Origin of the sequence: Streptomyces sp. NP-1717 (genome assembly GCF_022695985.1) — a bacterium.
GTDB lineage: Bacteria > Actinomycetota > Actinomycetes > Streptomycetales > Streptomycetaceae > Streptomyces.
This window is the reverse complement of record NZ_JAAPBF010000019.1, coordinates 51,052-63,671: the sequence shown is the minus strand read 5'-3', so window position 1 is coordinate 63,671 and position 12,620 is coordinate 51,052. Positions and strand designations below refer to the sequence as shown.

The 12,620-nt window shown below is 68.1% G+C and carries 15 protein-coding genes; 6 read left to right on the top strand and 9 right to left on the bottom strand.

Annotated features, from left to right (window positions below):
* Positions 1 to 161: 161 nt before the first annotated feature.
* The 6 genes from GXP76_RS06745 to GXP76_RS06720 form a co-directional block, all read right to left on the bottom strand.
* Entirely contained in the window at positions 162 to 1,544 is a 1,383-nt protein-coding gene (locus GXP76_RS06745) for an aldehyde dehydrogenase family protein (RefSeq protein WP_242570500.1), read from the bottom strand.
* Positions 1,541 to 1,975 (bottom strand): cupin domain-containing protein, encoded by a 435-nt coding sequence (locus tag GXP76_RS06740; RefSeq protein WP_242570499.1) that lies wholly within the window; start codon positions 1,973 to 1,975, stop codon positions 1,541 to 1,543. Before GXP76_RS06740 ends, GXP76_RS06745 begins: the two co-directional genes overlap by 4 nt.
* A gap of 21 nt (positions 1,976 to 1,996) precedes the next feature.
* Positions 1,997 to 2,299, bottom strand: coding sequence for a putative quinol monooxygenase (locus GXP76_RS06735; RefSeq protein WP_242570498.1), 303 nt, complete (start codon positions 2,297 to 2,299; stop codon positions 1,997 to 1,999).
* Positions 2,296 to 3,381, bottom strand: coding sequence for an Ldh family oxidoreductase (locus GXP76_RS06730; protein ID WP_242570497.1), 1,086 nt, complete (start codon positions 3,379 to 3,381; stop codon positions 2,296 to 2,298). Before GXP76_RS06730 ends, GXP76_RS06735 begins: the two co-directional genes overlap by 4 nt.
* 128 nt (positions 3,382 to 3,509) lie before the next feature.
* Entirely contained in the window at positions 3,510 to 4,229 is a 720-nt protein-coding gene (locus tag GXP76_RS06725; protein ID WP_242570496.1) for a GntR family transcriptional regulator, read from the bottom strand.
* Between the two features lie 87 nt (positions 4,230 to 4,316).
* A complete protein-coding gene (locus GXP76_RS06720; protein WP_242570495.1) occupies positions 4,317 to 5,786 on the bottom strand; it encodes a CitMHS family transporter in 1,470 nt (489 codons plus the stop codon).
* A gap of 268 nt (positions 5,787 to 6,054) precedes the next feature.
* On the opposite strand from GXP76_RS06720, the gene GXP76_RS06715 reads away from it, so the two are divergent.
* The 3 genes from GXP76_RS06715 to GXP76_RS06705 all read left to right on the top strand — a co-directional run bounded on the left by GXP76_RS06715 (position 6,055) and on the right by GXP76_RS06705 (position 9,261).
* Positions 6,055 to 6,291, top strand: coding sequence for a hypothetical protein (locus GXP76_RS06715; protein ID WP_242570494.1), 237 nt, complete (start codon positions 6,055 to 6,057; stop codon positions 6,289 to 6,291).
* A gap of 1,160 nt (positions 6,292 to 7,451) precedes the next feature.
* Positions 7,452 to 7,898, top strand: a complete 447-nt coding sequence (locus GXP76_RS06710) for a hypothetical protein (protein ID WP_242570493.1) — start codon at positions 7,452 to 7,454, stop codon at positions 7,896 to 7,898.
* A gap of 400 nt (positions 7,899 to 8,298) precedes the next feature.
* The gene (locus tag GXP76_RS06705; protein ID WP_242570492.1) at positions 8,299 to 9,261 is read left to right on the top strand and encodes a DUF2332 domain-containing protein; all 963 of its coding nucleotides are present in this window, start codon (positions 8,299 to 8,301) and stop codon (positions 9,259 to 9,261) included.
* 23 nt (positions 9,262 to 9,284) lie between these two features.
* Here the strand turns inward: GXP76_RS06705 and GXP76_RS35535 are convergent, their stop codons facing one another.
* On the bottom strand, positions 9,285 to 9,419 hold the full coding sequence (locus GXP76_RS35535) for a hypothetical protein (RefSeq protein WP_277993052.1): 135 nt from the start codon (positions 9,417 to 9,419) through the stop codon (positions 9,285 to 9,287).
* A 251-nt stretch (positions 9,420 to 9,670) separates the two neighbouring features.
* On the opposite strand from GXP76_RS35535, the gene GXP76_RS06700 reads away from it, so the two are divergent.
* Genes GXP76_RS06700 through GXP76_RS35995 form a run of 3 tightly spaced genes read left to right on the top strand, consistent with a single transcriptional unit; the run spans position 9,671 to position 10,819 of the window.
* On the top strand, positions 9,671 to 9,853 hold the full coding sequence (locus tag GXP76_RS06700; RefSeq protein ID WP_242570491.1) for a hypothetical protein: 183 nt from the start codon (positions 9,671 to 9,673) through the stop codon (positions 9,851 to 9,853).
* Positions 9,854 to 9,909: 56 nt separating this feature from the next.
* Positions 9,910 to 10,341 carry a DUF4259 domain-containing protein gene (locus tag GXP76_RS06695; protein ID WP_242570490.1) on the top strand — a complete coding sequence of 144 codons (432 nt, stop codon included), beginning with the start codon at positions 9,910 to 9,912 and terminating at the stop codon, positions 10,339 to 10,341.
* 58 nt (positions 10,342 to 10,399) lie between these two features.
* Positions 10,400 to 10,819, top strand: coding sequence for a transposase (locus GXP76_RS35995; RefSeq protein ID WP_374359977.1), 420 nt, complete (start codon positions 10,400 to 10,402; stop codon positions 10,817 to 10,819).
* Between the two features lie 312 nt (positions 10,820 to 11,131).
* Here GXP76_RS35995 and GXP76_RS06680 read toward each other — a convergent pair whose 3' ends face one another.
* Positions 11,132 to 11,674, bottom strand: coding sequence for a DUF6368 family protein (locus GXP76_RS06680; RefSeq protein WP_242570489.1), 543 nt, complete (start codon positions 11,672 to 11,674; stop codon positions 11,132 to 11,134).
* Between the two features lie 134 nt (positions 11,675 to 11,808).
* Positions 11,809 to 12,138 carry a DUF6193 family natural product biosynthesis protein gene (locus tag GXP76_RS06675; RefSeq protein WP_242570488.1) on the bottom strand — a complete coding sequence of 110 codons (330 nt, stop codon included), beginning with the start codon at positions 12,136 to 12,138 and terminating at the stop codon, positions 11,809 to 11,811.
* Between the last annotated feature and the right edge of the window lie 482 nt (positions 12,139 to 12,620).

Sequence of the window (12,620 nt, the reverse complement as noted above, 5' to 3'; positions counted from 1 at the left end):
AGCGTACGGATGAAGAACTTGAGAATTCCACGTAGCCGATACAACTCCACACCGACGACAAAGTCCCCAGCTCCGAGCATCGCGGCCAGCCGGACAGCCACGCCGTCTGTGTCCCGCCGTCGGGCGGCCGGGACGGTGAATGCTGCGGCGAGTGCGCGGCGTCAGTGGCCGATCCAGTAGGTGCGGGTGTTGGTGAACTCGCGCAGACCGGCGGCCGCCAGTTCGCGGCCGTAGCCGCTGCGCTTGGTCCCGCCGAAGGGCAGGCGCGGGTCGGAGGCGACGACGGCGTTGACGAAAGCGGCTCCGCTGGTGATGCGGCGCGCCACCTCGACGCCACGCGCGGGCCGTCCGGTCCACACACTCAGCCCCAGGCCGAAGCCGCTGGCATCGGCCAGGTATACGGCCTCGTCCTCGTCCGCCGCCACGGCGATCGCGGCCAGCGGTCCGAAGGTCTCCTCGTCGAAGGCGGCCATCCCCGGCGTGGTGTCGGCCAGCACGGTCGGCTGGAAGAAGTAGCCGTTGCCCGGCAGGGGCTTGCCACCGGTCAGCAGCCGGGCGCCGGCGGCCACGGACCGCTCGACCTGACGCTCGATCGCGCCGCGCAGGTCGTCGCGCGCCAGGGGGCCGACCTGGGTGTCGGCATTGCGCGGGTCGCCCGTCCTGAGGGCCTCCACGCCCTGTACGAAGGCGGCGGTGAAGGCGTCGGCCACGTCCTGGTGGACGATGAACCGCTTGGCGCACACACAGCTCTGGCCGGAGTTGGTGAACCGGGCCCTCACCGCGGCCGCGGCGGCGGTCTCGACATCGGCGTCGTCCAGGACCACGAATGCGTCGGAGCCGCCGAGTTCGAGGACGGACTTCTTCGCGGCCCGGCCGGCGGCGGATCCCACGGCCGCTCCGGCGCGGTTGCTTCCGGTGAGCGTGACTGCGGCGACGCGGTCGTCGTCGATCAGACGTGCGGTGGTGTCGGGCACGTCCATGTCGGCGATCAGGAGTGCGGTCACGAGGTGCTCGGGAAGACCCGCCCGCACACACAGCTCCTGAAGGGCGAGCGCGCTGCCGGTGACGTTGGAGGCGTGCTTGAGGAGGATGCCGTTGCCCGCCACCAGCGAGGGCAGCGCGAAGCGCATGACCTGCCAGACGGGGAAGTTCCAGGGCATCACGGCCAGCACCAGGCCGGCGGGCTCGTAGGCGACCCAGGCCTCAGCGCCGTTTATGGGGACGCGGACATCGGCGAGCAGCCGGGGGCCGTTCTCGGCGTAGTGGTCGGCGGTCAGCGCCGACTTGCCCACCTCGCCCAGGGCCTCGGTGCGCGGCTTGCCCATCTCCCGCACGGTGAGGTCGGCCAGGTGGTCGGCGTGGGCGCGCAGGGTCTGTCCGAGACGGCCCACGAGGGCGGCGCGTTCGGCGACCGGGACGAGTGCCCAGGCGCGGCCGGCGGTGTGGGCTCGGCGTACCGCGGTCTCGACACGTTCGGCGTCCCAGGCCTCGTACGAGGCGATGGGCCGGCCGGTGGCGGGGTTGGTGGTCTGGATGGTGTTCATGGTGTGGGCGCGCCTCCCTTGTCGTCGGCGGAGAGGTGCTCGAAGGTCTCGCCGGTGGCGGTGATGGTGCGGGTCACGTCGCGGCCGCCGTAGACCCAGTAGATCCGCATGACGCCCTCGCCGCGGTTGAGGAAGCGGTGGGGGACGCCTGCGGGCACCCACGTGGCCCGGCCAACCTCCAGGTCGAAGAACTCGCCGTCGATCTCGGCGGTGGCCTCGCCTTCGAGGATCAGTACGGATTCCTCGACGTTGTGACTGTGCAGAGGCAGGCCGTTGCCGGGCTGGAAGATGGTCTGGCCGGTCGTGATGACGGCCGTCCCGGAGTTCCATTTGCCGATGTAGGGGATGGTGGCGACACCGCCGCCGCGATCGAAGCGTTCGACCTCGTCGGGGTTGATGAGCACGTTCGGTTCAGCGGGCTCGGCGCACATGAGTACGACTCCGTTCGTCGGTCAGGAGTGGTGGAAGAGGCGGTGGGAGAGGGTGTTGACCTGGCTTCCGGGCACCACGTACGCGGCTGCGGCCTTTCGCCAGACCTTGAAGTGGGGCGCGGCACGGTGGGCTTCGACCGCGGCCTCGTCGTCGTAGAGCTCGTGGAAGACGAAGTGGTGGTCGTCCGCCAGATCGCAGACCACGTCGAAGTAGCGGCAGCCCGGTTCGTCGGAGAAGGAACGCTCGGCGTTCTCCTTGATGGCGGCCAGGAAATCGTCCCGGGACCCGGGGATGACCTGGAGGGACACGGTTAGCGCGATCATGCGGAGAGCTCCTGCGGATTGGGGGTGGATTCGGTCGGGGGAACGGGCAGGGGGACGCCCGTGGTCGCGGAGATACGGGTGAGGGAGGCCACGGTGTCGTCGGCCACCGTGATGCCCTCGGTACGCAGTCGCTCTGCGGTACGGATCTCCGGCTCGCCCGGCACGAAGATCTCCTGGGTGCCGGGCGCGGCCGGGGTGGTCTTCGTCTCCTCGATGAGCGCCTCCATCCGCCGCTCGAACTCCGGCGGGTCGGCCATGGAGCGGATGTCCAGGCAGATGAGCAGGTGCCCCGCGCCGCTGCGTCCGGTGGGCTGGTAGGGGCCCACCACGTGAGAGCCGAAAGCGCTGCCGGTGAGTACCCCGGCCAGCACATCGAGCATGAAGGAGATGGCGTAGCCCTTGTGGCCGGCCATCGGCAGGATCAGGCCCTCGATCGCGCGCCGCGGATCGGTGGTCGGTACGCCGTGCGCGTCGGCGGCCCAGCCCTCGGGGATGGGCTCACCGCGCTCCTTGGAGTGGTAGATCTTTCCGCGCGCCACCGCGGTGTTGGCGATGTCCATCACCGCGGTGCCGAAGCGGCCGGCCGGGGCGGCGATCGACCAGGGGTTGGTGCCGACCCTCTTCTCCCTGCCGCCCCAAGGGGCCATGGCCGGGCTGGCGTTGGTGGCCAGGATCGCGACGCAGCCCTGTTCCGCGGCCTTGCGGGTGAAGTAGGCGGCCGTACCGAAGTGGCCGGAGTTCCGAACGGCGACGGCGCTGATCCCGTGCTCGCGGGCGCGTACGACACCCTCGTGCACCGCTCGGTCGGTCAGGACCTGGCCGAGTCCGTCGTTGCCGTCGATGACCATGACGGCTCCGTTGTCGCTGACCACTTCCGGGGCGGCGGTGGCCGCAGTGGCGCCGCTGCGGATCCGGTCGAGATACCAAGGCAGGCGCAGCATGCCGTGGGACGCGTGCCCCCACAGCTCGGCCGTCACCAGAGTGTCGGCGAGTAGCCGGGCGTCAGCGGCGGGCACGCCGTGGTACTCGGCGGCGGCGGTGGCGAACCGCGACAGGTCCGCTGCTGAGACGGTGTGCGGCATCTGACGGCCTCACCTTCCGGAAGACTAGGCGCTGTATCCAACTATGTATACATCAATGCTCATGGAGAGGCACAGCCCCTCGGGGGTGCTCTCTCAGACCGGGCTTCCGGCGTCCTCGGCGACTCGGCTCAGGGCGTGAGCAGCACGTCCGCGCCGTACTCGGCGTGCTGGTCGGTCAGGCTGTCGATCAATGCCTGGAGCGTCTGCGCGAGGTGATGACGGCAGGCCGCCGAGGCGGCTTGGCCGTCCCCGTGCGTGATCGCCTTGAGCATCGCGCGATGCTCGTCCAGGGAGGTCAGCATCCGGCGCGGTCCGCTGTGGGACAGGTGGCGCAGGCGCACGGTCTGACTGCGCAGGTCTCGGATCGTCCGGGACAGGTACGGATTGCGGCAGGCCTCGATGACATGCTGGTCGAAGCTCTCGGTCAGCACGTAGAAGTCCCGGAAGGACTGAGTCTGCCGGGCGCCGTCCATGCTTCTGAAGGACTCCTCGAACTCCTCGACCTGGGACAGCAGTTGCCGGAAGGGTTCGAGCACCTGTTCTTGCGTTCGTGCCCGGCCGGCCACCTGCGCGGCCGCTTCGGGTTCGACCATCATCCGGAACTCGAAAAGCGCCCGCACTCCTCCTAGTGAGATGGCCGCCACGCGAGCCACCTCGCCCGGCACGAAATCGACCAGCCCCTCGCGTGACAGCCGTCGAATGGCTTCCCGCACCGGGGTGCGGGAAGCACCCAGCTCCTCGCCGAGCTGGATCTCGCTGAGCTTGGCGCCCGGTTTGAGGTGCAGCGACTCGATGTCCTGCTTGAGCCGCTCGTAGACAGCCTCACTCTTGCCAGTCGCCCGAGCCATGGTGATCCCTGTCGTCAGTTCCGCACATCGAGGTGTATACACCTTATCGCCGCGTTGCCGGACTGCCGCGGGTAGGGAGCGGGCTGGTCAGAGAGGGAAGGCGAACGTGAGGCCGCCGACGAGCAGCATGACCAGTCCGACACAGACGGCCCGCCAGATCGTCATGCGGTGGTGGTCACCGAGATCGACCTTGGCCATGCCGACCAGCAGCAGGAACGAGGCGACGATCGGGCTGGACTGGTGCAGGGGCTGGCCGACCAGTGAAGCGCGGGCCATCTCCAGTGAGGAGACGCCGAAGTGGCCCGCGGTCTCGTTCAGGACCGGCAGCATGCCGAAGTAGAAGGCGTCGTTGCTGGTGAAGAAGGTCATCGGGATCGACAGAAGGCCGGCGATGACCGGGAAGTGCCCGCCGAGCGATTCGGGAATGATGCCGACCAGCCAGTCGGCCATCGCCTCGACCATGCCGCTGCCGCTGAGGACACCGGTGAGCACGGTGGCGGCGAAGACCATGCCGACGACGCTGACGACGCTGGAGGCATGGGCCTCCAACTGCGCGCGCTGTTCGGCCACATGCCGGAAATTCAGGATCAGGGCGATCGCGACGCCGACGAGGAAGACGACGGCGGGCTCGATCGTGCCCTCGACCAGCAGTGTCATGACGCCGAGAGTCAGCACGAGATTGGGCCACAGCAGATTCGGACGGGCGTTGGGCCGGTTGATGTGGCCGTCGGAGGTGATCAATTCCGTGCGATCGTCCGGCCGCGGTGTCGGGCGGGGGCTGTCGCCACTGCCGTCGGCAGCCGCCTCGGAGGTGCCGTCCGCGGTTGTAGACACCGACGTGGTCGTTGCCGTCGGGGCGCCGGCCATGGCGGGCTGCGCGGCGGACGTCTTCGCGTACTGGCTGGCGGTGCGCCCGCGCAGCACTCCGGGGCCCAGGTCGACCATGCCCAGGCGGCGGCGCTCGCCGCGGCCGAGGAAATAGGCGAAGACCAAAGTAGCGATCAGGCCGGCCGCGACGGCGGGGATCATCGGGACGAAGATGTCGATGGGCGACACCTTCAGGGCGGCCGCGGCACGGGCGGTGGAACCGCCCCAGGGAACCGTGTTGAGCGCTCCGTTGGTAGTGGCTGTGACGCAGGTCAGAACGACCGGGCTCATGCCCAGGCGCAGGTAGATGGGCAGGAACGCCGACGTGACGATGATGAACGTGGTCGAGCCGTCACCGTCCAGCGACACGATCGCGGAGAGCAGCGCCGTGCCGACGACGATCTTCACCGGGTCCTGCCGGACCACGCGCAGCAGACCACGGATGAGCGGGTCGAAAAGCCCCACATCGATCATGATGCCGAAGAACGTGATCGCGAAGAACAGCAGTGCCGCGGTCGGTGCGACATCCTCGATCGACTTGCTGATGTCGTCGGAGATCCCCAGCCCCGCCCCGGCCAGGAGGCCGAAGACGACGGGAACCAGAACAAGGGCCGCGACAGGAACGACGCGCTTGCTCATGATCAGGTAGAGGAACGTCGCGACCATCGCGAATCCCAGGATGACCAGCATGGTCATCTCCTCTCTGTGCAGCCGTAACACGGCATGTATACAGGTCTGGATTCAGAGCTGTATAGAGCTTGGTCGACAGCAATCGCCTATGACTCCGGCTACCGGCGTGGCCGGATGTCGGCCCATTGCCACGCCCCGCACCCTGGGCTCGGACGCCATCCGCTTTCCGAACGTGATCCGTTGGTTCGGGGCGGGTGAGCATGAACGCCGAGTGCGACGGGAGAGATGAGCTGGGTGCGTCCGCTCGCCTGGCTCGTGGAGGCGGCGGGTGCCGTCGCTGCTCGGTCTGCTGGAGGCCCGGGAGAAGAAGGCCCGGGAAGAGATCGCGCGGTCGCGGGACGAGGCCGAGCGGGTGCAGCCCGCGCTCGGGGAGGCGGAATGCACGCTTCAGCGGCTGGTGGGTGCCCGCGCGGCCGAGCTGCTGGCCGAGCCGTCCTCCGCGGTCGCGGAGCCGGCGCTGGGCGCGATGGCCGGATCGCCGGTGCCGCACCGGACCCAAGCATGACTGTGTCGGTCCTCGCTCGCGCCGGACTACCAGCGGATCGTGTCGGTACTGGAGTCGGAAGCGGGCCGAGGCCTGAGCTGCCAGCAGCTTGCCGGGGCCTTGGGCTTGCAGACGGTCCCGGTGAAGGTCGAGGGGCGCGGGCTCTGCCGCCCCCTACTTTCCTCTCCATAGAGAGAGAAAGGAGTTGCAACGGCCCCGACCAGCGACCAATACGGGCTCTGAACAGGGGATTTACCGCGCCCGACTGTCTGGGCACCCAAGTGGGTCCCCAAGGAGCCCTCCAAGCGCCCACCACAGGAGCCCAAGCCGGCCGGTGAACTGGTGGGCCGCGTCCGGCCGCAGCACCGTCGTACGGCCCACCGACCGCAGTACCCCGTCGGTGTCGTACCGGCCCGGGACGAGCAGTTGAGGCCGGGCCAAGGTGCCGGTAACCGCACCGACGATCACCTCGGTCGTGTCCCGGCGCCACTGGTGAAGCGTTCGTATGGGGAGTTGCAGTGTGTTGGCGTTGGTCGGACGGTGCGCACGGGAGCCATGGGCGGATGGCGAATATGGAGCTTGTCGCAGTGGGAGCGGGTGGAGCGCCCATTCGGGGCTCGTCCGTGTCCGCGTACATGAACATCCGGGCGGGTGACGGTCGTGACGTTTCGCAATCACGCTGCCCGGGTGAGGAGTTGAGCTCTTCACGGTCCGGCCATGATCGCGACGCGGGTCCGGACACCGGCGACGGGCGCCCTGCCCCTCATCCTCTACGATCGAAGGACGACTCGTTACGTTCACTTCCGGAACTGCCCTTCCGCCGTTCGGCGGGAGGCAGTGCCAGTCTTGTGGTTGGTTCCACGGCTGCGCGGCGCGGCACCGCACGAGACCAGCACCCCGGCCTTGCCACGGAACGCGAATTGTCGCGCAACTGCGCGATACCCGGAAGCCCGCTACTGTTGGGGTCAATTCGATCACGGCTTGGTCCTCCTGTCGGCGTGCGGACGTGGCTCGTTCGACAGACGGGTGCACCGACCGAGCCCGTCCGCGACCGCAGACGGCGACACCCCATCGGGACGAGGCGATGCGACGGTGGTCGGGAATGGCCGCGCCGTCCAATCGCGGTGAGGGCGAAGCGCGCCGGGCCGAGATTCCGGCACCGGTGTGAGGGAGGGGTCAGGATGTTCGGTTGGAAGAAGAAGCTCAACGATCTGAACGATCTGACGGCGCAGCTCAGGCCCGACCTGAGTCGGGAATCGCTCGGCGTCGGGCCGGACTTCCCGGGCGTCGCCCCGAACCCGCTCCTGAGCAGCGATGCACGGAAGCGCAATGCGGAACTGCGTACGGGGGCGCTTGCGCTCGGCGTTCTCGTCGACTGGCGGGAGGTCAACGGCAATCCACGCGTCGTCCTGATGTTCGACGTGGAGACCGCCAGCGGCATCTCGTTCCGCGGTATCGCAGACGAAGACCTCACGATCACCGAGCTCACCCGACTCGCCCCAGGACAGACGTTGCCCGTGCGCTACCGGCCGGCCGTCATGGACCACTACGTCGCCCTTGCCCGGGACGCGGACCCCGCCCATGTGCGGCAGCTCTCTGACGAGATCGCGAGCCGCAAGCGGACCTGACCCGAAGTCATTGGCCGGATCCCTAGGGCCTGTCTCCCAGAAGTGAGAGGTCAGGTCTGAGGTGGGCCCGGAACGCAGCGAACCGGCCTCCAGTTGGTGCCGGAGGCCGGAGCGACCTCTCCCCTCGACTGTCGCGCGGGAAGAGGAGTCGCCGCAGCCCACTGGGCTTGCCCACCAGGGTTGAACGGCGGGAACGCACAGTGTCCGGTTCGGGTGGCTCCCACCTTCGGTCACACTCGCGGTCACCCGCTGAAGACACCCCTCCAACTCTCTGTGGAGCCTCCCTCCGGTGGAACCCTCCGCCGGCCAGGCCGCTCAGCCGCTGGGGCCGGACAGGTGAGAGGCTGTTTCTGATCCCCGGGGCTTCGGCCGACTCCGGACCGGCTCATATGATCACGACATGGCGATGACGGGCTTGGACGACCGCGTGACGACGGCAGAGAACTACCGCCGCTTCGCCGAGCACGAGGCGGCGGGACGGTCCCCCGCCTACGAGACGCTCGCCCTCTCCGTCGCGTCCGACCCGGACGTACTGGGTTTCCTGGGCACCCTGCCCGCCAACAAGCGCCAGCCGAACCTCCTGTTCGCCGCAGCCCGCCACATGCTGCGCACGGCACCCGCACCGGACGCTCTTCGGGAACTGGCCACCACACAGGCCGGGGAACTGCGGGCGCTGATGCTGTCCCGGCGCACCCAGACCAACGAACCGGGCCGCTGCGCAACACTCCTGCCCGCGCTGGCTGCGCTCGATGGGCCGCTCGCCCTGATCGAGGTCGGCGCGAGCGCCGGACTGTGCCTGAACATCGACCGGTACTCCTACGACTACGGCCACACACACCTGACCGGCAGTGACCCACAGGCGCCGACACTCCGGTGCCGGGCGGAAGGACATCACCCGGAACTGCGGATCCCCGAGGTGGCATGGGCGACCGGCATCGACCTCAACCCCCTCGATCCGTCTGACCCCGAGGACCGGTCCTGGCTCGAGTGCCTGGTGTGGCCAGGGCAGACGGCCCGCCACGAACGCCTCGTCTCCGCACTGGCAACCGCACAGCGCCATCCGGTGCCCGTGCACGAAGGCGACCTGCTCGAAGCGCTGCCAGCCTGCGTCGAGCAAGCGCCCCGGAACACGCGTGTCGTGGTGTTCCACTCAGCGGTGCTGGTATACATCAGCCCGCAACTCCGCGCCCACTTCGCCGCGCTTACCCGCGAACTCGACGTCGTATGGATAGCGAACGAAGGGCCGGGCGTGGTTACCGACGTCACGCCGCCCCAGTTCGAGACCTCGCCGTTCGTCCTCTCCGTCGACGGCACACCTGTCTCCTTCACCCACCCGCACGGCGACTGGATCCATTGGATTTAAGAGGACGGCCCCGCCGGCGTTGATCAGGCTCCGAGCCGGACGGAATGCCAGCGCCGGGCGCTGCGGCTGATCATCCCCAGCTCCTCCATACGGCCGAGCTGATGCGCGACCGAGGCGGTGCTGGACAAGCCGACCAGGCCCCGATCTCCCGCAGCCATGGAACGAGGACTGCACCAACGCCTGGAAGCTTTGGGAGGAGATCGTTCCCTTGGGCTATCGCGGCACCTACGGTCGGGTCAGCGCCTACCCGCGAGATAGGCGCAGCCGCCGGCACCCCGCGTGGTGACGAGATGGATCCTCAGCCGACCAGAGACACTGACCGAGATCGAACAGCTCCGGCTCAAGGCCGTCCTGGCCAACTGCCCCAACTCGATGGCCTGACCGGTCGCGTCCGGTCTCCTTCGCCCACATGCTCACCGAACGTCAGGGTGATCGACTCCCGCAGTGGCTCGACGTCGTCCGCCAGGACGACCTGCCCAGTCTCCACACTCTCGCAACCGGCATCGACCGTGACCGCGACGCCCTCAAGCGCCAGATGTTCGGCCGCGCAGACTTCGGCCTTCTTCGTAAATGGGTCCTGCTCGCCCCGTAGTCGTGTTGTCAGTGCCTGATGCGAGGATCCGGGCGACCATACGCAAGGAGATCAGCATGGGCACCTGGGATACCGGTCCCTTCGACAACGACACAGCCGCGGATTTCGCCAACGCGCTCGACGATGCCGCGCCCGAGGCGCGTGAAGCCCTGATCCGAGGCGTGCTCATCCGGACGATCGATGCGACCGGCTACCTCACGGAAGCGGAAGAGGCGGTGGCCGCCGCCGCCTTGATCGCGGCGCAATGCCCGGGAGGCGAACCCGCCGACATGTCCTACGGTCCGGAAACACCGATGCCCGTGTTCCCTTCCGACCTTCGAGCACTCGCCGACGAAGCCCTCGCCCGCATCGCCAGCGACGAGGACGGGCCATCCTCAAGTTGGGTCGACCCGGAGGATTGGAAGCAGTGGCGAGCCATACTGACGCGCCTTCGCGCAGTGCTTGCCCCGCCACCCCCATCCATTGCTCTCTTCGATGTCCAGACGTAACGGAGCGTAACTGTGGAGCGCCCACGCTAGGTGACAGCTGGACACCTTGGAGTCGTACATGAAGTCGCCCGAAATGGGCCGTCGGCCCGGCGGTTGGCTGGCAGTTCGGGGCCGTGGAAGAGGTCGTGCTTCGGCTCGAAGAGTTGTTGTTCCCCTCGGTCGCGGACGTCGTGGTGCTGTCGGTGGACATGGGCATCGAGACGGGGAAGCGTCCAGCCTGGCGGCCTGGCTCGCTGACCGGCCGGGCATCGAGGTCGTCTGCCGCGACCGGGCACGGTTCTTCGCCAAAGGCGCCACCGTCGGCGCCCCGCAAGCCATCCAGGTCGCAGACCGGTGGCATCTCTGGCGCAACCTGAGCGATGCCGCCGAACGAGCGGTTGCCCAGCACCGCCGATGGATGCGAGCCCTTGCCCGCCCGCGAACCCGAGCCTGGGCCCGCGCCGGAAGAAGAACCGTCAGGTTCAGCATGGCCGACTGAACACCGATTCGCCGAGAGGCCCGAGGGACCTGTTCAAGGGCCAGTGGCGGAACCGGCCCTCGGTGCTCGACGACTACACGTCCTATCTGGACGACCGCTGGAACGAGGGCCCTGCCTCCACACTCTCGCCGCCGGCATCGACCGCGACCTCGACGCCGTCACCGCGGGATTGACCCCGGCCTGGGGCTCAGGCGCGGTCGAAGGCCATGTCAACCGGATCAAAATGCTCAAGCGCCAGATGTTCGGCCGAGCCGGTCTCAAGTTGTTCCGCAGGCGGGTACTACTCGCGTGAGCCGGCTGGCTGAGTTCCGGCTACTTCAGGAGCCGGAAACCGGGCTGTTGGGCCCACGCTCGGAGGAATTGCGCCGAGCCGTACGCGGCGGGCCATGGATCGGTCATTGTGGCGACGATGCCCGGAAGGCCGGCCACGATTGAAACCTGATCGTCTCGTAGCTCGGCGTTGGCGACACCACCGATCACGTCCATGACGGCGGCGGTCAGCAAGGCCGTGACGAGGTGATCCACAGGACGGTTGCAGAACGCGATGATGTCGGCCGCGTGGGTGGGGGCGAAGCCGATGAGAGGTTCCTGGTCCACTTCATCGGCGTGCTCGGCATCGAAGATAGCCTCGTCACCGATCCCGGGCCCCATGAGTGAGACCAGGACGGGCCGGCGTCCGTCTTCGTCCCCGGCGTCCTCAATCCCGAGGCTCTCCGCGTGAATGTTCAGGCCGTACTCGCCGACCCGCTTCTCCTCGAACCGTGCCGAGGCGCCAAGCAGGAACTCGCGGAGTCTGTGGATCCCCGCGCGAGGGACGGCCTCCGCCAACTCGATCACCAACACCGGTCCGCTCATGGCCCGGAGAGTAACCAGCTGGGAATGTCATCCCCAACCGGTTACTCGCAGTGGCCACATCACAGAAGTTGAGCCAGAGCCGCTTGAAGTGAACCAGGCCGGAGGGGTGACGGTCAGAGACTTGGTCGCGTTCGTCATCCATCGTGTTCGGCGGTTCCCGTGACGGCCGGACCGAGATCGGTGGGGAGGTGGCACACCGCCAGGGCCACGGCTTCCTCGGCTGTGGCGGCCTCGCCGAGAACATCGTCGGAGAGTGGATACTTCTTCACGCGGAATGGGCTGCCACTGTATGAGGGGACGATGGCCACCTCATCGCGGAACTGGAATCCGGTGCAGGAGCTGAAGCCGAGTGTCCAGTGGCTGGAGAATACATAGAGCTGTCGCAGCCGTGGTTCTGCATGAGCCGCTTCCACGAGTTCGCCGAAACCTGTGAAATCCGGTTCCTCGGCCGCCTGCTCCCGCATCGTGCGCCACTGCGCACAAACGACAGCTCCGCCCGCAGCTCCCGCAGACTCCCGCCCCGCCCCCACGCCGCTCCGGCCCTGACGACATCGGCCAGGTCGGGCGTGGCTCCGGTGATGAGTTCGACTCCGCGACTCCAGCCTGAGACACCGAACCAGCGGCTCTCCGCCCCGATGTGAACGGACAGCGGCTTGCGCTCAGGGACCGACGAGGCGATGCCGGCCGAAACGAGTGGACCCCAATCGCCGGGTACCACCGTGAGATCGACACCGAGTTCGGCCGCAAGCTGTTCCAACGCCGCGGCCAGGCTGCCCGCAGCGGCCAGATCAGGGTAGAGGTCGGAGTCCATCTCCGTAGTCTGCCGTCGCGACACCACCACGAGAACGGCGATCCGGGTCGCAGCGAGGGCCATGGACATGTGTTCCCGACTGTCGGTTGCTCACGGCCGGGGAGCCATTGACATCACACTCAGGCACAACTTCCG

Coding starts and splice junctions, on each gene's coding strand:
- GXP76_RS06745 (WP_242570500.1), bottom strand. CDS start 1,544: ATGAACACCATCCAGACCACCAACCCCGCCACCGGCCGGCCCATCGCC.
- GXP76_RS06740 (WP_242570499.1), bottom strand. CDS start 1,975: ATGTGCGCCGAGCCCGCTGAACCGAACGTGCTCATCAACCCCGACGAG.
- GXP76_RS06735 (WP_242570498.1), bottom strand. CDS start 2,299: ATGATCGCGCTAACCGTGTCCCTCCAGGTCATCCCCGGGTCCCGGGAC.
- GXP76_RS06730 (WP_242570497.1), bottom strand. CDS start 3,381: ATGCCGCACACCGTCTCAGCAGCGGACCTGTCGCGGTTCGCCACCGCC.
- GXP76_RS06725 (WP_242570496.1), bottom strand. CDS start 4,229: ATGGCTCGGGCGACTGGCAAGAGTGAGGCTGTCTACGAGCGGCTCAAG.
- GXP76_RS06720 (WP_242570495.1), bottom strand. CDS start 5,786: ATGCTGGTCATCCTGGGATTCGCGATGGTCGCGACGTTCCTCTACCTG.
- GXP76_RS06710 (WP_242570493.1), top strand. CDS start 7,452: ATGTTCGGTTGGAAGAAGAAGCTCAACGATCTGAACGATCTGACGGCG.
- GXP76_RS06705 (WP_242570492.1), top strand. CDS start 8,299: ATGGCGATGACGGGCTTGGACGACCGCGTGACGACGGCAGAGAACTAC.
- GXP76_RS35535 (WP_277993052.1), bottom strand. CDS start 9,419: ATGGCTGCGGGAGATCGGGGCCTGGTCGGCTTGTCCAGCACCGCCTCG.
- GXP76_RS06700 (WP_242570491.1), top strand. CDS start 9,671: ATGCTCACCGAACGTCAGGGTGATCGACTCCCGCAGTGGCTCGACGTC.
- GXP76_RS06695 (WP_242570490.1), top strand. CDS start 9,910: ATGGGCACCTGGGATACCGGTCCCTTCGACAACGACACAGCCGCGGAT.
- GXP76_RS35995 (WP_374359977.1), top strand. CDS start 10,400: ATGAAGTCGCCCGAAATGGGCCGTCGGCCCGGCGGTTGGCTGGCAGTT.
- GXP76_RS06680 (WP_242570489.1), bottom strand. CDS start 11,674: ATGAGCGGACCGGTGTTGGTGATCGAGTTGGCGGAGGCCGTCCCTCGC.
- GXP76_RS06675 (WP_242570488.1), bottom strand. CDS start 12,138: ATGCGGGAGCAGGCGGCCGAGGAACCGGATTTCACAGGTTTCGGCGAA.